Annotated in this window: 13 protein-coding genes; 12 read left to right on the forward strand and 1 reads right to left on the reverse strand. The window is 40.4% G+C overall.

Features of this window, described 5'->3' with window-relative positions; all coding sequences use genetic code 11:
* The first annotated feature begins 5 nt into the window (after positions 1 to 5).
* Positions 6 to 2,204 (forward strand): chondroitin lyase, encoded by a 2,199-nt coding sequence (locus CA265_05500; protein ARS39156.1) that lies wholly within the window; start codon positions 6 to 8, stop codon positions 2,202 to 2,204.
* Between the two features lie 122 nt (positions 2,205 to 2,326).
* Here CA265_05500 and CA265_05505 read toward each other — a convergent pair whose 3' ends face one another.
* Positions 2,327 to 2,920, reverse strand: coding sequence for a hypothetical protein (locus tag CA265_05505; GenBank protein ARS39157.1), 594 nt, complete (start codon positions 2,918 to 2,920; stop codon positions 2,327 to 2,329).
* A gap of 361 nt (positions 2,921 to 3,281) precedes the next feature.
* Between CA265_05505 and CA265_05510 the strand changes: the two genes are divergently transcribed.
* The 11 genes from CA265_05510 (at position 3,282) to CA265_05560 (ending at position 23,548) form a co-directional block, all read left to right on the forward strand.
* The gene (locus tag CA265_05510; protein ARS42896.1) at positions 3,282 to 4,310 is read left to right on the forward strand and encodes a guanylate cyclase; all 1,029 of its coding nucleotides are present in this window, start codon (positions 3,282 to 3,284) and stop codon (positions 4,308 to 4,310) included.
* A gap of 287 nt (positions 4,311 to 4,597) precedes the next feature.
* The gene (locus CA265_05515) at positions 4,598 to 4,924 is read left to right on the forward strand and encodes a hypothetical protein (protein ARS39158.1); all 327 of its coding nucleotides are present in this window, start codon (positions 4,598 to 4,600) and stop codon (positions 4,922 to 4,924) included.
* Positions 4,925 to 5,069: 145 nt separating this feature from the next.
* Positions 5,070 to 6,452: a family 88 glycosyl hydrolase gene (locus CA265_05520; GenBank protein ID ARS39159.1), complete on the forward strand. Its 1,383-nt coding sequence runs from the start codon at positions 5,070 to 5,072 to the stop codon at positions 6,450 to 6,452.
* A 72-nt stretch (positions 6,453 to 6,524) separates the two neighbouring features.
* Positions 6,525 to 7,841, forward strand: a complete 1,317-nt coding sequence (locus tag CA265_05525; protein ID ARS39160.1) for a hypothetical protein — start codon at positions 6,525 to 6,527, stop codon at positions 7,839 to 7,841.
* Between the two features lie 447 nt (positions 7,842 to 8,288).
* On the forward strand, positions 8,289 to 10,514 hold the full coding sequence (locus CA265_05530; protein ARS39161.1) for a hypothetical protein: 2,226 nt from the start codon (positions 8,289 to 8,291) through the stop codon (positions 10,512 to 10,514).
* 6 nt (positions 10,515 to 10,520) lie between these two features.
* The gene (locus tag CA265_05535; protein ARS39162.1) at positions 10,521 to 13,769 is read left to right on the forward strand and encodes a SusC/RagA family TonB-linked outer membrane protein; all 3,249 of its coding nucleotides are present in this window, start codon (positions 10,521 to 10,523) and stop codon (positions 13,767 to 13,769) included.
* A 10-nt stretch (positions 13,770 to 13,779) separates the two neighbouring features.
* Entirely contained in the window at positions 13,780 to 15,243 is a 1,464-nt protein-coding gene (locus CA265_05540) for a hypothetical protein (protein ARS39163.1), read from the forward strand.
* 10 nt (positions 15,244 to 15,253) lie between these two features.
* Positions 15,254 to 17,068, forward strand: a complete 1,815-nt coding sequence (locus CA265_05545; protein ID ARS39164.1) for a hypothetical protein — start codon at positions 15,254 to 15,256, stop codon at positions 17,066 to 17,068.
* A 32-nt stretch (positions 17,069 to 17,100) separates the two neighbouring features.
* On the forward strand, positions 17,101 to 18,534 hold the full coding sequence (locus CA265_05550; GenBank protein ID ARS39165.1) for a hypothetical protein: 1,434 nt from the start codon (positions 17,101 to 17,103) through the stop codon (positions 18,532 to 18,534).
* A 29-nt stretch (positions 18,535 to 18,563) separates the two neighbouring features.
* The gene (locus tag CA265_05555) at positions 18,564 to 21,797 is read left to right on the forward strand and encodes a SusC/RagA family TonB-linked outer membrane protein (GenBank protein ID ARS42897.1); all 3,234 of its coding nucleotides are present in this window, start codon (positions 18,564 to 18,566) and stop codon (positions 21,795 to 21,797) included.
* Between the two features lie 23 nt (positions 21,798 to 21,820).
* On the forward strand, positions 21,821 to 23,548 hold the full coding sequence (locus tag CA265_05560) for a hypothetical protein (protein ID ARS39166.1): 1,728 nt from the start codon (positions 21,821 to 21,823) through the stop codon (positions 23,546 to 23,548).
* The last annotated feature ends 36 nt before the right edge of the window (positions 23,549 to 23,584 follow it).

Below are 23,584 nucleotides of genomic sequence, written 5' to 3' on the forward strand. Positions count from 1 at the left end.
CCGATATGAAGAAGCCCGTTTTTTTAGTTTTCTTATTTATACTCGGCTCAACTTTTTTTAGCCATACAAAAGCGCAATCCGTATTCCAAACCATATTACAAAGGGTTCATCAGGAGCAAATTGATGACGTAAAGGATATAAAAAGCCTGGACAAACGGGTGGAAGATAATCTGGCAGGTTTAAATCTAAAGAGTGGAAAATGGGAATCTATAAATTATGCAGATTATAAACGCATCAAGCCAGGTTGGTTACCTGTATTGGAAAGGATAAGGACCATGACATTAGCTTATTCATTTCCTAAAAGTAGTTATTATAAGAATAAACAGATTTTTGAAGCCATACATAAAAGCCTGAGTTATTTCATTAATCATAAACCTTTGCCTTATTGCGATAATTGGTATCAGCAGGGTATTACGCGTCCACAAACTTTAGCTTTAAGCCTTGTCAATATGAGGTTTGGCGAGTCGCCCCTAGATGGTGAGTTGGAAAAAAATACGCTGGCTGTAATTTGCAAAGATACTTCCGTTACCAGTATCGGACGGAATAACCCTATGCACAGGTTTAATTTTGGAGCCAATAAAGCCCAGATTGCGATGGGCTGGATATTTATAAGTGCTTTGCTAGCGAATGAAAAAATGTTAGAAGTGGGGGTGAAAGAGGCTTACTTGCCCATTCAATACACCACTGGAGAAGGAATTCAATATGATCTTTCTTACGATATGCACTATGGGTATCTGTACAATGGTGGATATGGAGTGGAGTTTATGACAAGTGTGGTTAAATCTGCTGCTTATACTTTTGGAACCAAGTATGCGCTGAAAGGTGAGAAACTGGATCTATTTCGAAAATTTATATTGGAATCAATATTTGGCGTTATCCGTGGGAAGTGGATGGATTGGAATGTGATGGGTAGGGGTATTTCGCGTATTGGTGCAATACAAAAAGACTACTCTTCATATCTCGAAAAGTTGGAGCAGATTGATCCACAGGGAAAGGAACAATATAGTGCTATTAGAAAAAGGATGAAAGGTGAAGAACCTGTTTTCTTCAAAGTGGAACCCTTCCACCGTCATTATTGGAATACTGATTATACGGTGCACACCCGGCCTTCATACTTGATGTCGATACATGCTGTTTCAAACAGAAAGTACTCACAAGAGATTGGCAATCTGGAGAATCAGAAAGGATTTTGGGGTTCAGAAGGAACCATGAACCTTCAATTGAAAGGGAATGAATATTACAATATATTTCCACTATGGAATTGGACCAAACTACCTGGCACTACACTGCCAGATACTTTGCCTACCATTAAAGATAAGGCGCCAGGTGTAGGAGATAGGAGAGGAACACATTCCTTTTCAGGAGGAGTGTCTGATTCAAGCTACGGAGCTACCGCTTATGTAATGGATAATGATCTATATACCTCAGCAAAAAAATCCTGGTTTATGTTTGATGATGAAATTGTATGCTTAGGAGCAGGTATCAAGTCAACCCTGCCTTATCCGGTTGCCACTACTTTAAATCAGGTAATGCTTTCTGGAAATGGACTAACCATATGCGCTGGTAGTCGTGTTACCCGATATCAAAAAGGCATCAACCTAACTTTTAAAAATCAGGTAGAATGGGTATTGCATGATCATGTAGGATATGTGTTTCCTCAAGGGGGCAATGCACATCTATCTGCTGAAAACAGGATTAGTGATTGGGCAGGGGTGAGTATGACTGGTGAAGAAGCTAATAAAAAGATAGAGCAGAAATCTGTTTTTCAGTTAAGCTTACAGCATGGTATTCGTCCTGAAAATGAGAAATACGCCTATATCCTAGTGCCGGCTATCAAAAATTCTATTGAAATGAAACATTACCTTGAAAGGAAAAATGTTACAATCAAGTTCAATAACGAAAAGCTCCAGGCGGTATATCATAATAAATTGAAGATATGGCAGATGGTATTTTATGCGGGAAATATGTCTTTTAAGGATGATGAAATTAATTTATCAACAGATATTCCATCAATTTTAATGCTTAAAAAAATAGAGAAAGGAAAATATCAACTTTATGTTGCAGATCCTTCCCATCTTTATGAAAAAATGAAGGTTAGCCTTAAGATAAGCGGGGGCGATACGCAGACGTTTGACTTAGATCTGCCGCTGAAGCAATATGCTGGTCAGACTGTATCGATTGTTGTAAATTCCGAACATCTTTAATATTTTCTATATCTGAAATAATAATATTAGGTTATCAGATAGCACTACTGGAATCCATTAGGCCTTCCAGTAGTGATCGTCAACTGTTTTCTAAATTAATTAATCCAGTTTTTTTAATCAAGCTAAAGAACCAACGCAGCAATTTCTTCCCCGGTTCCCACCTGGGTGACCTCCGTTTGGACGGCAGCAAAACGATCGATGGTTAAATTTGGTGCTTTACCCATCACGAGTGTATGGCGATTGGTGTTGCCTTTGAGTTTTAAAGTACTATTGTCGAGAATTTCAGTATATAAGCCTTCACTACTGCTGTCGATATCGGCAAAGGCATTTCCCTTAAGAATAATCTGGAGATATTTAGTACTAAGCTTTGCTTCTGTTCTCACTACAGCGTTTTGATCAGCCTCAATGCGGTAGATGTCATTTACATAAATAATAAGTTTACACGTTTCTTTATTGAGGCCGGTAATGCGTAACACTTCGCCCTGCTGCATAACTTTCACACTTCCAGCGTTATCATCTGCAAAGAATATTCCGATGGCGCGCCGCTGCACCAGCATCACTTCTACATTGCCCTTGATCACAATCCTCCTGAAGTTTTGAATCTTATTGAGCACTGTTTCTGTTTTTTCTGTAGCCCTTGAGTGGTTTGGAAAGCTAACTGTTAAGGTAAGTATGGCAGATGCCATGGCGATTAGCGTTTTAATTGAGGTTTTCATGGTGTTTTTTATTTAAATGTTAAAATTTGTTGAGCTTATGATGGCGTGCTAATAAAAATCAGCTTTACCGGCATTTCAGTTTCAGGGTTAACCAAGCGGATGCCAAAAAGAAAATGTCTGCTTAAGCGCGCTATAATGCGTTTTTTTTATTTAATGCTGATTGCGGCATGTTCATTTTCGAACAGTGCTTGTGCGGGAGCGAACAGTTTTGATGTACAGGCACCTGAATGAAGCTGGGATCTTTTTATGGGTATTATTCAATCGTTAAGCACAGCCATATCAGATTATATTCATTATTTTAGTAGAACCTTAGGGTATATTGAATCAGTTGTTTTGAATAAAAATCACGATGTCAGTAAAAATCAATCGCCAGACACAGCAGAAACTTCAACAATTATTCATCATTATCCTGGCCTGGATGATGACTGGGGTTGTAATTGCGGTTTTTGAAGATCTTGTGCTGCATACCCGAAATTCTTTAGGACCCGTTCCAGGTTATACCTTAGTTTCTTCTATTTTACTCAATGCAGTTATTGGCCTTTTTGGCGCGCTGTTAGGAGGGAGTTTGCTTGTGTTTTTTGTAAATGTAAAATATAACGATAAGCCTTACGGTTATACCCTTCTTATTGTAGCCGGATCATTTTTATGCGTGATTTTGATTGTAAACGAGTTACTGAGCCTCTATGAATTGGGCGATTCGAAAAGATTTTTGAAAAACGGATTGGTGTGGGCCATTGTGGTTTCCATTACGCAGTTGCTGCTTCAGATAAACAGTAAATTTGGACAAGGGATTTTCTGGGATATCATCAGGGGAAAGTACAATACACCTAAGGAAGAATCACGGATTTTTATGTTTCTCGACTTAAACTCATCCACCTCCATTGCCGAAAGTCTCGGCGATAAAAAATACCATGAATTACTAAAAGATATCTTCATCGATATTACCAATCCTATTTTAGAAAACAGGGGAGAAATATACCAATATGTAGGCGACGAGGTGGTAATAGCCTGGCGTTATGATGAAGGATTAAGGAACAATAAATGCATCAATTGTTTTTTTGATATTAAAGCGCATCTGTTACTGCTCAGGAATAAATACCATGAAAAATATGGTTTATTGCCAGCTTTTAAAGCCGGTATTCACTGTGGCAAAGTGATAGCGGGAGAAGTTGGAATTATAAAGCGTGATATTACCTATTCGGGCGATGTGCTGAATACCACTTCAAGAATCCAGAATATGTGTAAGGAGTTTAACCAGGAAATGCTCGTATCCATCGCGCTGGCTGAAGAACTCCAGTTAACAGACCATTATACTACCCAGCTATTAGGTGCAATTAAACTCCGTGGAAAGGAAAAAGAAATGCAGTTAGTGGCTGTTCAGCCTGTTTAATATGCCCTGGAGCATAAATATAACCCTTTCAAATAGGTTTCTTGATTATTGTCAAACAGATTATAATTTGCAATGAACGAATTTAACGGGATTGTATTATTTTTGTTGCAGCATGAATTAATTGTCTATCCATTCATGTAGGTAGGATTTGTTTAATTTGTGATGACTTTAAACAAAGGAGAGGGTGAGCATGAAGAATGTTTACCCTTTTTTATTTTAATCCGTAACTAAAACCCTGCTAATTTCAGACGTATCCTTAAGACACAACGTTTTTTCTTTGATTTCCTATGCATTTTGCTAGCTACTTGAATAAACCACAGGTTTTACCGAAGCACGCGGTCAATCCCAAGTGGCAGAAAAATCAAAAAAACAGCTGCAGAATAGAACAAATAGCACCATCAAACCTTAAACGCAGTGGTTTTGTGTTCAATAATCATAATCCTCAGCTTTTCAAAGGTATTGAACACAAAACGAAGTGCCGCTGTTTTTTTGATGAGACTGGGGCAGTGAGAAGCCACCTTGCTGGATTGACAAAGCGCTTTGGGTACTTTGGCGCTCCAAAGTACCATGCCCCGCGGCAAAGAGCGGGAAAAAAAATCAACATTTGTGCGTAACGTAATAATTTCTTTACGGAAGAAGCAGGACAGAGCAGGTCGCTTCTTTTTTTAAATTATTATAGATTGGCTTGATTAACCATTTATAAACCCATATATGTTTTGTTCCCGTTTGGGAATAATGATATAGTTTAAGCCATCCACTATGTTTGTTTTTACCCATCTGATTAAACCTCCAGGATTTAAAATATTATTCCTTGCTACTGCCGTATGCACTGCTGTGCCTGCTTTTGCACAATATGTTGAACATAAAGGTAATGATGTTACCGCGCCGCTACATTTACTGAAACCGGCTTATGTTACACCTTATGGCGAGACAAAAATGGCAGATATTAAAGTATCGCTTGATCGGGTTTATAACTATCTGGATAAAACTACTCCTTTCGAACTGATCGATAAGGTTTCGGGAAAGGTGATTTCGGATTTAAAGAAAGCCGATTCCAGTTCGATATTTAAGCCTGGAGACTACCGTTTAACGAGTTACGAGTGGGGCGTTACCTATACGGGTATGTTAGAGGCTGCTGCCGCCACCGGAGATCGGAAATTTAAGGATTATACGGTTGAGCGCGTCAATTTTTTGGCAGCCGTTGTTTCCGCTTATCAAAAGTATTTAAAAACAAATAAAGGGGCTGTAACGCCCGTTCGTTCGGTAATAGATCCGCATGCATTGGACGATGCAGGTTCTATTGCGGCTGCAATGATCAAAGCGCAACGAACAGGTGAGGTAAATGCGGATCTCCGTCCGGTTATTGATCATTATTTAAATTATATCATGACCAAAGAGTTCCGTTTGAAAGACGGCACACTGGCCAGAAACAGGCCACAACCCAATACCTTATGGCTTGATGATCTCTACATGAGCCTGCCGGCTATTGCCCAGATGGGCGTGTTAACTGGTGAAGCTAAATATTTTGATGAGGCGGTGAAACAATACAGATTGTTTGCAGAACGGATGTTTAACCCCGAAAAAGGATTGTATATGCATGGCTGGGTTCAGGATATGGATCCTCATCCCCAGTTTCACTGGGGGAGGGCCAATGGCTGGGCACTTATGACCAAAATAGAATTGCTGGATGCTTTACCTGCAAACCATCCCGACAGACCTTACCTTTTGAAAATGTTAAAAGCACATGTAAAAGGTTTGGCGGCTTTACAGAATGGAACAGGCTTTTGGCATCAGCTTTTAGATCGTAACGATTCTTATTTGGAAACTTCAGCTACTGCTATTTATAGCTATTGCATTGCCCGTGCGGTAAACAAAGGCTGGCTTGATGTTAAGGCTTATGGCCCCATGGCACTGCTGGCCTGGAATGCGGTGAGTACTAAAATAAATGCAAATGGCCAGGTAGAAGGTACTTGTGTGGGCACGGGCATGGGCTTCGATCCAGCGTTTTATTATTACAGGCCTGTAAATGTTTTTGCTGCGCATAGTTATGGCCCGGTGCTTTTGGCAGGAGCAGAAACTTATCGTTTGCTACAGCAGCACCCTTTTGTCATCAACGATAGTTCAGTACAGATGTATAAATAAGAAAGACCGCTTTTAATCAAAATAACGATGAAATATACCTCCTGTTCCTTTCTCCTAACCGTTTTTACCTGCATGTTTGTATTTAATTACTCCCCTGGTTACGCACAGATGGGTAAACGTTTTCCTTCGGAAAGAAAAGTGCTTAAAGATCCCGTTACAGGTGTTGTACTGACTTTTCTAACCAGTACGCCTGCCGGAGATTCGAAAATTTATCAAACGCATAACCAGTGGACTGCTGACGGGCAATGGCTCATTTTTCGGTCGGGCAGGGTTAAAGGCGAGGCAATGGCTGTAAATGAGCAAACAGGAGACCTGGTTCAGGTGACCGAAGGTGGTTATACCGGAATGTTGAATGTGGCCAGAAAATCGATGAAGCTCTATTTTATGCGGAATGTGGATTCGAATAAACGCGCAGGCGGCGCAGTGAAAATTGTAGAGGTAGATCTGGCGAAGGTATTTGCAGATAGTAAATCTGGCAAAATGAAATCCTTATCCACTTACGAGCGCATTTGTGGAACTACGCCCGAAGAAATTGCTGCAGGTGGCGATATGGCGCTTGATGGCGACGAAAACTGGGCTTATTTCAGGGTGGGTAAAGAAGAAGCGGCTAAACATCTTGTAGCAGGAACTAAACTGGAACCGAACTTCGGACCACGGAAAATGGGCGCTGGTCCTGCGGGTATTGCAGGGATGAATATATATACCGGCGAAATCAAATATGTAGTTTCCGTTCCTTTTCAGGTAGGGCATATACAAACCAATCCCTGGCTTGCCGGCGAAATTGTTTTTTGTTGGGAAACCGGAGGGAAATCGCCGCAACGAACCTGGACGGTAATGGCTGATGGAACGGGATTACGGCCGCTATATCCGGAGGCTGATTATGAATGGGTTACCCACGAGGCCGTAATTTCGCGCGATGAGGTAGCCATGGCCATTATGGGGCACAGGCCTATACCTGGAACGGGTGCTGTATCTGCTCCGCAAACCGGGGTAAATGGCGCTAATCCGGGGCAGGAAAATGGCTGGGGACCATCAGGTACCCGAGAAAAACCCACCGGGCTGGCGATTGTAAATTTAAGGACAAGGGAAATGAGAATTGAAGGGCAAACGCCAACAGGTAGCGGGCTTTGGCATGTTAGCGGTTCGCCAGACGGTAAATGGGCGGTTGGCGACGATTTTTCGAGGAGCATTTATCTCATTAACAGGAAAACGCATGAAATGAAATTGCTCTCGGCAGGACATAAACAAAGCGCTGCAGATCATCCGCATCCTACCATGAGTCCGGATGGTAAAAAAATCGAAATTCAGTCTGCGATGTTGTCGAAAGACAACCGATCGATGAATATCTGTGTGATTGCCATACCAGAAGCATGGATGAATACCAAATAGCTTTAAAACCCAGCAGTATTTCATTAGATAATACTTCACAGCCCATTGGATAATAACCTTGTATTTTGTCTTATTTCTTGTACTCTTCATATTTTTTTTGACCATTAATACTGTTGTTTATTTTTTTTTAAAGGCACTCAGCCTTACTTAAAACGATTTATGTGTAGTGTAGGTGGATATAATCTTTTTATGATAATATTTTATAGTAAAAAGACAGGATAGTACAGGATGGGAGTTTTAATCGACCTTTTTATATTTAAGAAATAATTCACTAACCAAATAACTTTTTAACCAACTATTTAATTAACGAACGTTAATACGATTCTATGCAGTAAAAATCTACTCACCCCTTTAAGTCAGTTTTTGCATTTTTTAATTTCTAATTGATTTAGATCCATAGCTTTTTATTGCCCAGTATTTAATGGCCGTTTATCCAATGAAATTGCTATGAGTAAAATTTTACAAAAATTTTTAATCGTTAATTTGACGATTATATTCATTCTCAGCGCTTGCCGGAAAAAAGAATTTGATGAGTTCTATGGCCGTCCTGAAACATTAGCCGATCCAATTTATCAACAACTCCAGGCCAAAGGAAATTTTACCAGATTTTTAGATTGTATAGATAAATCGGGCTACAAAGAAACCTTGAGTACGGCGGGTTCGTGGACGGTTTTTGCACCAACAGATGCGGCTTTTACCACCTACATGTCTGAAAATAACTTAACCGAAATCAATGCAACACTGGCTTCGGCAATTGTACGTTATTCGATGACTTACGATGGAGAGAAGGTAGAACGTTTAAGCGATAACTTAACATCAAAAGGTTTCGTTAAAAATGTTGGTTTCAGGCGACGTACCGTTTATTACGATTTTGTTTACGATGGCGTAGATAACGATGGTAAAGCGATAAAGGTAATTGCGGGAAACCGTAACGGAACTTATTTATCAACCGATTTCAATAATAAAAACCTGCCCTTTTTTCTAACACCCTTCGTCACTTTTGCAGGCATTAGTGCGCTAGACTATAACTATTTTTATCCCAATACAAGCTTTACCGGAAAAAATGTTGGCCCTGGGAAAATTATCGAACAGGATATTGTGGCCGAAAATGGCGTAATCCATATCGTAGATAAGGTACTTACCCCACCACAAAGCATCGATCAGTATATCGGCACTAAGGCACAATATGGTGCTTTCAAATCCCTTTTAGATAAATACGTAAGCTATAATTTAAATACTGATATTACCCATCGCTACCAGGTGTTAACCGGAAAAAGCGATAACGTTTACGCTAAAAACTATAGCATACTGCTTGGTTTTTCGCCCAACAACGAAAATTATCTGAAAGAAGACGCCAACGATGCACAGATAGGTATGTATACCATTTTTGCACCAACTGATGAGGCGGTAGAAGCTTATGCAAAGGTGCTGTTAAAATATTATGCAAAAAACAGGTTACAACCCGGAAATTATAAAGCACAGCTGAACGAACTGTTTTCTTTACGGTCAGACATCATCAGGGATTTTATCAACTCCCATTTATACAGAACGACCGTATGGCCAAGCAAGTTTAATACGGTTAACAGCTTTTTAGGCGAGGCCACTAAACTTACGCCTGCAAATGTGGTAGACAAACAGTTTTTAAGTAACGGATTGTTTTACGGCGTAAATGCGGCCCAAAATGCCAACGTATTTTCAACCGTTTACGGAAAAGTAAATTTAGATCCTACCTATTACATTATGAAACAGGCGCTTGATGTATTGGGTTATGCCATTCCGATTAAAACAGCTTCTTTAAAATATATTGTTATCCCCATTCCTGATGCCACATTGGTTAGTTTAGGATTCTCATACGATCCCTTTTATCCTTCATCACCCATCAGGGGCGATCTGAATGTTTTAAGGCGATTGTTGCAAACACATATTATCCCGCTGGGCGATCGTGCCGTACCAAATTTTGCCACCACAGCTGGCATTTTAGAAACTTCGGGTGGCGAATACATTAAGTACAATAATGGTTTTTTCTCTTCAGCAGGTACAGAAGATTTGCCAGCGGTTGCCGATAAAAGTATTAAGATCGATTCGGTTGCTACAGCAGTTAACGGCGCTGATGCTTATGCAGCCAAAGTACTGATGTATACCGTACTTCCGGTAAGCAAGCATATCGAAAAATACGGAACTTTAACAACCGATCCTTATTATTCCTTCTTTCAATATCTTAAAAATAACCTAACCCTTTACACTGCGGCAACAGGTGCTATCCAGGGGGTTACAGATGGAACTTCTTACACCGTTTTTATTCCAACAAATGCGGCTATACAAGCTGCGGTAACCGCTGGGTTATTACCGAAATTAGCCAACGGAACGCCAAACTATGCGCCAACAGATGCCGCAGACATTAGCCGGGTAGCCAAATTTATCCAATACCACATTATTAAAGGTACGGTAGCCAGTGATGGACAGAAAACGGGCTCTTTTGAAAGTTTGCTTAAAAACGATTCGGGTGATGCAGCCAAGGTTACGGTATCCACCAATACCACTAATACACTCACACTAAGAGATGTAACCAATACTTCTGTGAATGTTTTGCTCGGTACAACCGATAGAAGCAACGTATTATCTAACAGAACGGTTATCCACCAAATCAATTCTTATTTAAAATATCAATTCTAAACCGAGATGACTAAAAGATATAATTATAGTTTTTTTATTTTACTATGCTGTTTGTTGGTATCATCCCTAAGCTACGCACAACAAATTAACTATGTAAAGGGAAAGGTTATTGATAAAAAAGATAAACAGCCTATTATTGGTGCATCTGTTGTAATTGTTGATAAGGACAAAAGGGTAATTAAAGGTGTTTCGACAGATATTGATGGAAATTACACTTTACCGGTAGCAGATAAGACCTATAGAATTTCGGTTTCTTACATCGGTTATAAGTCTTCGGCACCGGTTAATATCGATAAAGCCGTGATCAATTTTCAGTTGGAAGCATCTGATAATCAAATGGATGAAGTTCAGATTGTTTCGAGGGCTAAAACGAGCAACGGAAGTGGAATGACGATCGATAAACGCGACCAGACTTCGGCTACGGTTACCATCGATGCCAAAGATCTTGAAGACCTCCAGTCGGCATCAATCGATCAGGCTTTGCAAGGTCGTATGGCAGGTGTTGATATTACCGCCAGTACAGGCGATCCGGGCGCACCGATGCAGATCCGCATCCGTGGTACATCTTCCATCAATGGTGCTACCGATCCCTTAATCGTATTGGATGGGATGCCTTACGATATTACCATTCCTTCTGATTTTAACTTTGCCACCTCCGATGAGAACAATTATGGTCAGTTATTAAATATTGCCCCATCTGATATTAAAGAAATTAGTGTGCTAAAAGATGCTGCGGCTACAGCCGTTTGGGGATCGAGGGCAGCAAACGGTGTATTAATCATTACCACAAAAAGAGGTTCGATTGGTCCGCCGGCTATTTCCTATAACTTTAAAGGTTCGTATTCTAAACAGCCAAGTCCCATCCCCATGTTGGATGGTAACCAGTATTCTTCGCTTATTTTGGAAGAATATTATAACGCAGGCCGCCAGTTCTCTACCTCAGAATATGCAAAAGAATTTCAATACGATCCGAATGATCCCTACAATTATTATAACTACAGCAACAATACCGATTGGCTATCGGCCATTACCAGGGTAGGTTACCTGCAGGACCATAACCTTTCTATTTCAGGAGGTGGTGAAAAAGCCCGGTACCGTGCTTCGGTAAATTATTTTAACCAAACGGGTACAACCATTGGCACCGATTTAAACCGTGTTTCGGCAAGGGTAAACTTAGATTATATGGTGTCGAATAAAATCAGGTTTAGTTCGGATATTTCTTATACCCATATCGATCAGAACGGACTTTTTAATACCCGCGTTCGAGATGTTGCTTATACCAAAATGCCTAACCAAAGTATTTATGAGTACGATGAATATGGCAATTTAACTTCAAACTTTTTCAGCCCTGCTGCAACCGCACAAGGTGCTTATGCCGGTACTTTTAATCCATTGGCCATGGCATCGGCAGGTAGTAATCACCAATTGGGCGAGCGTATTACACCAAAATTTAGTTTGCAGTACGAAATTTTGCCAAGTGTGTTACGCCTGAACGGAAGTTTTATGGTGAATATTAACAATACCAAGGTAAAAACCTTCCTGCCTCAAATTGCAACAGGCCGTCCTTATACCGAATCGGTGGTGAATACGGCTTCAGATGCTGATGGCGATTCTTTTACCATGAATACCAGTATGACTTTGGCTTACACGCCCAAACTGAACGATAAACACGACATTATTGGCTTTTTACGTTTTGATAGTGAAGATAGCCGTCGTACAGGCCAGTACCTGTTTGCAACCAATACGGCATCATCTTATTTAACCGATCCTTCGGTTGATAGCCGTACCAATTATACCGGTTCTGCAACCTCATCTTTAGGTCAAACCCGGTCGGTAGGTTTATTGGCTAACGTTCAATACAAATTTTTAGACCGTTATATCATCAATGGGAGTATCAGGGGCGATGGTAATTCCAGGTTCGGTGCGGCTAACCGATATGGTCTTTTCCCTTCAGTTTCTGGTCGCTGGCGGATATCCGGCGAACCTTTTATGAAAAAGGCGAATAAATATGTCGACGATTTTAGTTTAAGGGCCAGTTATGGTAAAAGTGGAAACGTTCCGCGTAACGATTATTCTTACTTTAATATTTATCAGAATTACGGTTTCAGTTACCTGGATAACGCCGGGGTGTATTCTACCAATATGGAATTAACCGATTTAAGGTGGGAAACCGTTACCCAATCCAATCTGGGTATTACCTTAAATCTCTTTAAAAACTTAAATATCGATTTCGATTTATACCGTAAACGCACTACCGATCTGTTTTATCCGGGTTTACAGGTAGCGAGTTATAACGGTTATGGCGGTGTTGATATGAACGTGGGTACCATGGATAACCAGGGCTGGGAAGTAAACCTGAATGCTACGGTGATCAAAAAGAAAAAAATAAGATTAGATCTCTCTTTCAATATTGCACATAACGAAAACGTCATCCGCGAGGTTTCGCCTTTATACCCAAGAGAGAATAAGGCTAAAGTAACCAGTAACAACGTGTACAAGGTATTTGTGCAGGAAAATAATCCTTTCGGTTCGTTTTATGGTTTCAAGTTTAAAGGGGTATATCCTGATAAAAACGCAACAGTTGCATTGGATGAAAATGGAAACCAGATTGTTGGACCGAATGGCGATAAAATTTACATGCGTTTTGCTTATCCATCTATCGATTATGTTTTCCAGCCGGGTGATGCCATGTATGAAGACATTAACCACGACGGGAATATCGATTATAAAGATATTGTGTACCTGGGTAATGGTAACCCGAAACTAACAGGAGGATTTGGATCTAACCTCACCATCAACGGAAACCTTCGTTTAGGTTTTAACTTCACTTTCCGCACCGGTTACGACATTATTAACGGTACTAAAATTAATACCACCAATATGTACGGCTTTAATAACCAAAGTACAGCCGTATTGCGCCGGTGGAAAAAAGAGGGAGATGTTACCGACATGCCAAGGGCCATGTATGCTACGGGTTATAACTTTTTAGGTTCTGACCGGTACATTGAAGATGGCTCATTTTTAAGGTTGAGCTCGGTAGTATTAAGATACGATTTTGCCAAAACCTTTATGAAGAGATTGGGGATGAAATCACTTACCACCAACCTTACCGTGCAGAATATTTTAACATTTACCAAGTATACGGGGCAGGATCCTGAGGTGCCAATTAAGTTAAATGGGTCGAACACGGTGATCGATAATTCTACCACACCGCCAATTAAGACAATCACTTTCGGTTTAACTGCTAACTTTTAATTCAAAACTGATGAAAAATATTATATATAGCACTTGTTTATTATTGATGCTGGTGATGAGCAGCTCCTGTAACAAATGGCTCGATCTTCAACCTAGAGATGGGATTACCAGACAGGAGTTCTGGAAAACGAAAGAAGATGTATTAGCAGCAGTTTCTGGCTGTTATGCCTCTTTGCTGGCGCCGCCTCCGGGTATTTCTGATAAATCTTTATTGGAATACATGTTTATGTATGGTGAGCTTAGAGCAGATATGATTGCGGGCGGGCCCAGCATTACAACCGAAGAAACGGATATTATCAATGTAAATATTACCCAGGATAATACCACTGCAAAATGGGCAGCATTTTACCGTACCATTAATTATTGCAATACTGTACTAGATTTTGCTCCTGGTGTTAAAGGTACCGACCCCACTTTTACCGATGCAGCATTAAACGGTTACGTGGCAGAAGCACTTACCTTAAGAAGCTTAATGTATTTTTACCTGTTGCGTACTTTTAGGGATGTACCATTAAAATTAACCGCTACCGTAAAAGATACCGATTTACAGGATCTGCCAAAAACCAAACAGGCTGATATTTTAAAACAAATTGTTGCCGACTTAAAAAAAGCAGAACAAGGCGCGGTTACCACTTATGGCAGCACAAGGTTAGATAAGGGCAGGGTAACCAAATTTACCGTAAATGCTTTGTTAGCCGATGTGTACCTGTGGATGGAAGATTATCCAAATTGTATTACCGAGTGTAATAAAATCATCAGCTCGCAACGGTTTGCCCTGGTTGGTGCAGCTGGCTGGTACAATAATGTGTTTTTTAAAGGTTCATCCATCGAAACCATATTTGAATTTGATCAGGCGATTGAAAATCCGTTTTATAATTTATTGGTAAATACCCGACGACGTTTTATCGGCTCTCCGTTTTTGAGCACCGAAATCTTTATTGCAGATGATGTTGATCCGGATAATAACTATGATATCAGAGCGGCTTCTTACTACAATTCGGCTTTTACCATCCAAAAATATGGTACCGAAAATCCATCTTATGTAAAATGGCAGGCTTACCGTTATTCGGATATTATGATGATTAAAGCCGAAGCTTTGGCTTTAACCGGGGGTGGTGCAGAAGCTTTGGCGCTGGTTGATGAACTGAGGTTAAGACGGAATGCCGTTAATGCCACAAAGGCTACTGTAGATCCTTCAGAACCTGAAGCTTTGTGCGATTATATTTTGGCCGAACGTGCCAGAGAATTTGCTTTTGAAGGTAAAAGATGGTTCGATCTTTTACGCCATGCCAAACGCAATAACTACAGCCGCATTGATATCCTGTTAGATATTGCTGCAAAAACCGTATCGCCTACGCTTCAGCAATCGGCCATTACCAAATTTAGAGATCCCAATAGCCATTACCTGCCGATTTATCAGAGCGAGTTATTTACCGATCCTAATCTTGTACAAAATCCATTTTACACTAAATAGAATAAGTGATATGAAAGTGAAATTAGACCTCCGCAAAATTACCTATTTGGTTATACTCAGTGCATTTGTAATCTTTGTGATTAATGCCTGTAAAAGAGAAAGTTTAACATTAACCACCACCGATGATGTTAATATTACCGGGTTTCTGGAGAAAAATCCTGATAAATTTTCTTTGTTTACCCAAATCTTAGAAAGATCTGGTACAAAGGGTTATTTGGCGGCATATGGTAAATACACCATGTTTACCCCCGATAATAATGCAGTGAACAATTGGTTAAAAAGTTTGAATAAAACGGCAGTCGATCAATTAACAGCTGCAGAACTGAAAGATGTTGTTCGTTTCCACGTTTTGCCAGATACCGTGGCCACAGGTAAATTTACCGATGGTAAGTTAACGCAGATTACCCTTTATGGTCAGTACCTGCAAACGGGCGTTACTTTTAAAGATGGTATAAGTAGCTTTATTATCAACAAACAGGCCCTGATTACCCAGTCGAACGTTCGGGTTGGGAATGGCATTATCCATGTTATCGATCATGTGTTAATCCCTTCAACTAAAACACTGGCTGCTACCATTGAAGGTAATAACAGATACAGCATTTTTACCCAGGCCTTAAAAGAAACCGGTTTTTACGACTCGTTAAACTATGTACAAGCTGTAATTCCTGATACTACACGCCGTTTTCAGACCGTAATTCTCGAATCCGATTCGGCATTACAAGCCGCAGGTTTTAACAATTATGCCGCTTTAAAAGCCAAACTTTCTAAAACAGGTAATCCGAAAAGCCATGCCGATAGTTTGTGGATGTATGTGGCTTATCATATTTCAACAGGCGCAAGTTATACCCCTGATATTGTTTCGTCGCCTTCATTGGCAACATTGGTGCCGAGTGAAATCATAACCACCAAATTACTGGGAACGAAAGTTTTATTAAATGATGATGAATTTAATGGGGTGATTGAACCAGGAGTAGAAGTTAACAGAACGTTTAGTAATGTGACTACCTCAAATGGGGTTTTACACGAATCGAAAGGTTTTTACAAAATTAAACCAAGGGTACCTACAGGCGTTTTCTTCGATATTGGCGATCAGCCGGAATTAAAATTACTGGCAGCCTGGCGTGCACCCGGACAAACCATCCAGCTCTTGCAAAATGGAAAATTAATTACCGCGGGCATCAGGCTAGATGCTTACCGGTCGGGCACAATCGGCCCTGTTTATGCCGTGTCGTCAACCCCGATAGGTGCATCTGATGGGCGGAGTTATGCCAATAGAGATGTTATTCAATTTAACCCAACCACCAGTAATACGGCACGTTCCATCTGGATGGAAATCAGAACCCCTATGCTGGTAAAAGGCAAATACAAAGTTTGGATCTGTTATACCTACAATGGCTCTGGACCACTTACACAGGTTGGGGTAGATGTGGGTACACCTCAAGAGCAGTTACTACCCAATCTGGTCGATTTCGCACAAACATTAACCAGTTCCGGGGTGCCTACCGCCAATGCGGCTTTGCCTTCTGCAGATGGATTAATGTTAACCAATGGCTTTAAACGCTATATGGCTACAACTGCTGAAGTAAGCAATGGCGTAAATGGTTTACAGCCCATCTCACAAAATAACTTATGGTCGGTTATGGTCGGGAAACTGGCTGGTGTGGTTGATATTAAAACAACTGATAAACACTGGGTAAGGTTTACAACACTGCGCGGTAATGGAAGCGGAATTATGAATATGGATATGATTCACTTTATTCCAATTGATGATGACCAGAACTATCCAAGATTTAGTCCGTCGGGCCTGATTTACAAACGCCCTTAACGAATTGAGCCATAGAACTAAAAATATAAATAATGACTAGAAAATATATCATATACGTTGCCCTGCTCAGCATCACTACAGTTTTATATTCCTGTAAAGATAACCTGGAACTGCATAACAAGCTTACCAATGTAGATAACAGCTTAGATCTTGCGCAAAAGCTTGATGCTCAGGCCAACGTAAGCATTTTTAACGGTTATGTTAAAACAACCGGTTATGATAAAGTGCTTGCCAGTGCGCAAAATTATACGGTTTGGGCCCCAACCAATCAGGCTTTAGCCAATTTAGATGCTGCAATTGTTTCTGATCCCGCAAAATTGAAAGATTTTGTAGCCAACCACATTGCATTATCTACTTATCCGTTAAATAAAATAGGCGATACCACCAGGTTAAAATTACTGAATAATAAGTTTGGTGTTTTTACCAGCACGAAATTTGAAGAAGGTACTGTTGCCGGCGCTGGCCAGTTTGTGAAAAATGGGGTATTGTATACCGTAGATCAGGCAGTTCCGGCCAAACAGAATATTTGGGATTATATGCTCTCTAGCACGGATGGTGCTTTGCAAAAAAATTACATCAATAATCTATCCGTTACCGTTATCGATACCGCAAACGCTACTGTAATTGGTTATAATGTATTGGGTAATCCAATTTTTGCACCAAATCCGCCCATGGTATCTAGAAATACGTACTGGGTCAATGTGGCCGATCTGAGAGACGAAAGTCAGCAGTACACTTATTTCATATTACAGGATGCCGCCTTTACAGCCGAATCAGCAAAACTTTCTAGCTATTATCCAAGTATCAATCCGAATTTAAATGCTTCTTTCTTTCTGGTTAAAGATTTAACCATAAAAGGCGTGTACCCAATTGAAAAATTGCCAGATACGCTTATCTCATTAAAAGGGGTAAAAGTGCCAATCAATAAGGCCAATATTGTCCGTTCTTACCGTGCCAGCAATGGAATCGTGCATGTGGTTAATGCACTGCCTTTCCGTTTGAAGGATAAAGTACAGGAATTTAAAATCGAAGGGGAAAAACCGCTGTCTGTTAGTGCTGCACGAACGATTTTATACCGTACTAAACTCGATAATTTAGGGAAAACCTTTAACGATATTGAGGTTTACGACCATAAGTATGCCGAATTTGGGGTGTTTTATACCAAAGCCAATTTGCCGGTGGTCAAATATAAAGTGTATGCCAGGGCCATTTCTGGTTTACCCGGCGATCCGCAGGTGGCGGCATTTACGCAGCGTTACTTTTTTTATAATCCAACCACCTTAAGTTATACTTTATTTTATACGCATTTGGTAAATCCCTTAACCTATGGCGAAACCTATTTAGGAGAATATACGCCTGCAGACTTTGGTAATTTTCAGGTGAGGTTAACCGCTGCAAACAGTACGAATGTAAATGTAAGTACACTCATACTGGATTATCTCCGCTTCGAACCAGTTTTACCTTAATTATGAATCTTGCTTTCAAAAAAAATACTATGTATAATTTTACAACGATAAAAAAAGTTTGGGGCATGTTACTTTGCTTACTGGTGTTTGGCTTAGCGGCACAGGCACAGGAAGTAGATTCGATGAAAACCGAAACAGATACCACTACCGTAAAAATAAAAGCCCGCGCCGTTAAGGGCGAAAAAATAAGGGGAGTTGTGCTCGATGGAAATACCAATAAACCTTTAGTGGGTATCAATATTACCGTTACTGGTTTTAATGCCGCCATTACTGATGAAAAAGGCAGGTTTACTGTAGTTGTACCCGATTATAAAGCCAGTATTATTATTTCAGGTAATGGTTTCCAAACCAAGGTGCTACCCGTTTACAAAGACAAAGAAATTAGAACCAAACTTTACCCTTTGTCATTTACCTCTGTTTACAACGAGGTGCTAACCCCATTAGGTACGGTTTCTCAGGCAAGGGCAATCCCTGCCATCAGTAATGTGAGTTTGCAAGGCAACTGGGCCAGCAATTCTGAAAGTGTAATGAGTTACATTCAGGGCAGGGCAGCAGGTGTTAAAGTGACCAGGCGTTCAGGAACACCTGGGGTAGGTGCCGATGTGCTCATCAGAGGGTTTAACTCTTTGTACGCCACCAATCAGCCTTTATATGTGGTGGATGGAATGATTTTCGACGCCAATAACTATGGTACTTCGCTAATTAAAGGTCATGTTAATAACCCGCTCCAGTTTATCGATGTTAGGGATATTGAAAACATCAGTATAATTAAAGATGCAGCTTCGGCAGCAACTTATGGGGTGAAAGCGGCAAATGGAGTGGTATTAATAACCACCAACCGTGCTCACGATCTGGCCACGAATATCGATTTCTCCGGATATGCTGGTTTTAATTTCAAACCTAAAAACCTGCCTGTAATGGGGGCTGCTGATTATAGGTTATACCTTTCAGATATCTTAAAAAGTCAGGGATTGAGCAATAGTGCTATCGCCGCAAAACCATATATGAACGATAGCCCGGCGAATACCGATTATTTTAAATACCACAACGAAACCAATTGGCAGAATGAAGTATTAAAAAGCAGTTTCGATCAGAATTATTTTTTAAAGGTTACCGGGGGTGATAATATTGCCAAGTACGCACTTTCTGCTGCTTATGCCAGAGACAGGGGCGTGATTGATAGTACCGATAACTTAAAATACAGCACGCGCTTTAACAGCGATTTAAACCTGACTAAAAAATTGCAGGGAAGCACCAGTTTATCATTTACTTATACCGAGCAGCGTTTAAAAGACCAGGGCATTGCTCCGGTAACCAATCCGCTGTTTTTAGCTTTGGTTAAATCGCCTTTTATGGCCAGAAATGAAGTAAATTCGGCCGGAGCCGTTTCACCTAATTTAGCCGATTACGATACTTTACAAGTGAGTAATCCAAGAGCCTTGATCGAAAAAGGACAAAATTTGAAAAAGGCTTATCGGTTTTATGGTAACATTAATTTCGATTTTACTTTCAACAAAAACTTTAAATTATCTAACCTAAGTGGGGTAACTTACGATAAAACACAGGAAACACTGTTTATTCCAAGAAAAGGGGTAACCAACGATACACTTTCCAATTATGTGGGCGATAGCCGTTTAGGTACACAGGTAGGAAGGTTTTTTAATGTGTTTAACGATCTACGTTTAACTTACGATCAGTCTTTCGGTTTATACAGCAAGTTACATGCAATTGTAGGTACGCGTTACTCACAGAGCGAAAGTGAGCAGGATTATGCTTTAGGTTTTAACTCTGCAACAGACGAATTAATTAGCATTGGGAACAGTAATGCCGCTTTTAGAACATTTGGTGGTGATATTGGGAAATGGCGTACGCTGAACAATTACCTGTCTGCCAATTATAGTTACGCTGATAAATACCTGGTTAACTTTTCGATGGCTGTTGATGGTTCTTCACGTTTTGGCGCAAAGGCCGGTCAGGGTTTCTTAAACTTCGACGATGGTTTTCGGATTAATGGAAGCCGTTATGCTGTTTTGCCCGCCATTGGTGCTGCCTGGGTGATCTCTTCGGAGCAATTTATGCGCAATTTACACCGTGTTGACCTTTTGAAATTAAGAATGAGTTACGGTTTAGTTGGAAATGATGATGTGGGGAATTATACCGCCAGAAAATATTATACTTCTCAGAATGTATTGGGCATTAGGGGGATTGTAACCGGCAATTTCGCCAATCCGAACCTGCAATGGGAAACCGTACGCAAGTTTAATGCGGGTATAGATGGTTCCTTTTTTAGTGAACGCTTAAACATCAGTTTAGATTATTGGCGAAACAGCACCAAAAATATGTTAAGCTATCAATTGCTGAGTGTGGTTACCGGTACAGCTTCGTTTATCAGCAATAATGGCGGCATGCAAACAAATGGTTTAGACTTAGCCCTGAACGGCCGGATTCTGAATGAAAAATTAAAATGGGATGCGGGTTTAACCATTGGTACATCGAGCAATAAAATGACCAGTTTGCCGGATGGAAATTCAGTTATAACCAGTTATGCAGGTGGTGCTTATATCAGTCAGGTTGGTCAGTCGGCCAATCAGTTTTATGGTTACAAAACCAATGGCGTATATGCAACCAATGCAGAGGCTGCGGCCTCGGGTTTATCTAGCCGCAACAGTTCAGGAGCGCTGGTGCCTTTTACCGGTGGCGATGTTAGGTTTGTCGATAGTAATGGCGATAAGATCATTGATGATGCCGACCGCGCCGTTATTGGTAACCCAAATCCAGGTTTGTTCGGAAGTTTGAATAATACCTTCACTTACAAAAACTGGAGTTTAGATGCCTTGATCACTTTTGTTAGTGGTAATGATGTTTATAATTATACCAGGTCACAGTTAGAATCCGGAAGTACTTATTACAACCAGACTCCAAATATCAACAACAGGTGGAAAGGTGATGGACAAATTACAACAATACCCAAAGCGACTTATGGCGATCCGGTTGGGAATGCCCGTTTTTCTGATCGCTGGATAGAAGATGGTTCTTATTTACGTTTGAGAACGGTTAATGTAACCTATAATGTGCCTTTAAAACTGAAAGCCATTAAGTACGCAAAAATTTATGCTACGGCTAATAACTTGTTTACCGTAACCAATTATTTAGGCTATGATCCAGAATTTAGCAACTCCGGAAGTTTATTTAGTCAGGGCGTAGATACCACGCTTGAGCCACAGTTCAGGTCTTTTCAGCTAGGTGTTAGAGTTGGATTATAATTAAGAAAGATATACTCATGAAAATGAACTTAAATAAAAAAATTGCATCCCTTTTGTTATTGGGTATTTTATCGGCAGGTTCCTGGTCTTGCAAAAAAATGCTCGATGTACCAACAGAAGATAAACTGGATAGTGTAAATGCATTTAAAACGGTATCTGATGCAGATGCTGCGGTTATAGGTATTTATGGCCAGTTTTTGGGACTGGAAAAACTCTACATCCTTCAGAACGAGCTCCGGGGTGATTTAATGGATGTTACTTCGAAATCAAGTACCGATCTGCAGGAGCTATCAGCACATACCGAAACAAAAAACAATCAATATGTTGACCCAAGACCATATTATCAGGTAATTGTGAATTGTAACGATGTGCTCAAAAACTTTAAAATGATGGTTGATGATCGTCGGATGAGTGTGGACGATTACAACAAACGTTACTCTGATATTGCTACATTAAGAAGCTGGATTTATCTGCATTTAGGTATCCAGTACGGTAGCATACCTTATATTACCGATGCGATCGAAACGGTAGATGATTTAAAAAACCTGGCCAATTACCCGAAAACACCATTCGACCAGCTATTGGATAAATTAATTGCCTTTAACGAAAGCCTGCCTTATAAGGAAGCTTATGCTTACCCAACAGGAACATCGCTGCTGGTTACCATTGATGCTAACAGTACTCAAAAGTTATTTGCTTCAAAAGCCTTTTTATTAGGTGATCTTTATTTGTGGAAAGGAAATTACATCAAGGCAGCAGAAAATTATGCGAAGCTGATGAATGCCGAAAACAATAACGGGAATGATAACTTTAGGTTTAATTTTTATAAGATCAATAACTCCGGAGATCCGGCTTATGCCAATTTAGCCATCTTATTTAGCAGAAGCGGACAAGATCCGACCAGTTTAATCAATAGTTTAGATGCAGGCTGGAGGGCTATTTTTGGCTTACCAACCACATCAAGTGCGTGGAGTTCAGAATGGTTTTGGTCTATGCCTTACAATACGGCATTTAAACCTGTAAATCCGATGATTGACTTATGTTCGCCGCTTAAAAGCTATCAGATTAAGCCATCACAAGCCATAAAAGACCTTTGGAATAGCCAGATGACCTACGGTGGTGTTCCCTTCGATCCAAGAAGCAAATTATCGTTCAATGCTTCTGCCATGGGTGATGAAATTACCAAACTTACTGATAACGGCGGGAAATGGGGCATTTACAGGGCACCTTTGTTGCATCTTCGTTTTTCGGAGGCGGCCAACAGAGACGGACAAACCAAATTAGGCTGGGCATTGTTAAACACAGGAATCAGAAATACTTATTATGTAGGTACATTTACCGCTGGGGCACAGGCACCTGTTTCGGTAGCGGAGTTAAATACCATGATTACGCCTTATCCGCAAAGCTCGCCTTATTATTTCGATGCCAGAAAAAATAACGATGTTTCAGGTACCTGGTACCGTAACTGTGGCATTAGGGGCAGGGCAGTAGTAACCGCAATTGATGTCAGTTACCAGACGGATATGGTTGGCTTGGAAGGTAAATTAATCGATGAGGCTGCACTGGAACTCGCTTTTGAAGGTAACCGCTGGCCAGATCTGGTTCGGATTGCCCGCAGGCAGAACAACCCGGCTTTTTTAGCAGATCGCATTTATCAAAAACTCTTAAAAGCAGGTAATCCTAATGCCAGCCTTACCAGACAGAAATTAATGGATCCGGCCAATTGGGTACTCCCATTTGACTGGAAATAGAAAATAAATAAGAAGTTGTATCATAATGACGATTTC

It is taken from the genome of Sphingobacteriaceae bacterium GW460-11-11-14-LB5 (assembly GCA_002151545.1).
Lineage (GTDB): Bacteria > Bacteroidota > Bacteroidia > Sphingobacteriales > Sphingobacteriaceae > Pedobacter.

Excerpts from the sequence above, each read along its gene's own strand:
- CA265_05500 (ARS39156.1), top strand. The coding sequence starts at position 6 with ATGAAGAAGCCCGTTTTTTTAGTTTTCTTATTTATACTCGGCTCAACT.
- CA265_05505 (ARS39157.1), bottom strand. The coding sequence starts at position 2,920 with ATGAAAACCTCAATTAAAACGCTAATCGCCATGGCATCTGCCATACTT.
- CA265_05515 (ARS39158.1), top strand. The coding sequence starts at position 4,598 with ATGCATTTTGCTAGCTACTTGAATAAACCACAGGTTTTACCGAAGCAC.
- CA265_05520 (ARS39159.1), top strand. The coding sequence starts at position 5,070 with ATGTTTGTTTTTACCCATCTGATTAAACCTCCAGGATTTAAAATATTA.
- CA265_05525 (ARS39160.1), top strand. The coding sequence starts at position 6,525 with ATGTTTGTATTTAATTACTCCCCTGGTTACGCACAGATGGGTAAACGT.
- CA265_05530 (ARS39161.1), top strand. The coding sequence starts at position 8,289 with ATGAGTAAAATTTTACAAAAATTTTTAATCGTTAATTTGACGATTATA.
- CA265_05535 (ARS39162.1), top strand. The coding sequence starts at position 10,521 with ATGACTAAAAGATATAATTATAGTTTTTTTATTTTACTATGCTGTTTG.
- CA265_05540 (ARS39163.1), top strand. The coding sequence starts at position 13,780 with ATGAAAAATATTATATATAGCACTTGTTTATTATTGATGCTGGTGATG.
- CA265_05545 (ARS39164.1), top strand. The coding sequence starts at position 15,254 with ATGAAAGTGAAATTAGACCTCCGCAAAATTACCTATTTGGTTATACTC.
- CA265_05550 (ARS39165.1), top strand. The coding sequence starts at position 17,101 with ATGACTAGAAAATATATCATATACGTTGCCCTGCTCAGCATCACTACA.
- CA265_05555 (ARS42897.1), top strand. The coding sequence starts at position 18,564 with ATGTATAATTTTACAACGATAAAAAAAGTTTGGGGCATGTTACTTTGC.
- CA265_05560 (ARS39166.1), top strand. The coding sequence starts at position 21,821 with ATGAACTTAAATAAAAAAATTGCATCCCTTTTGTTATTGGGTATTTTA.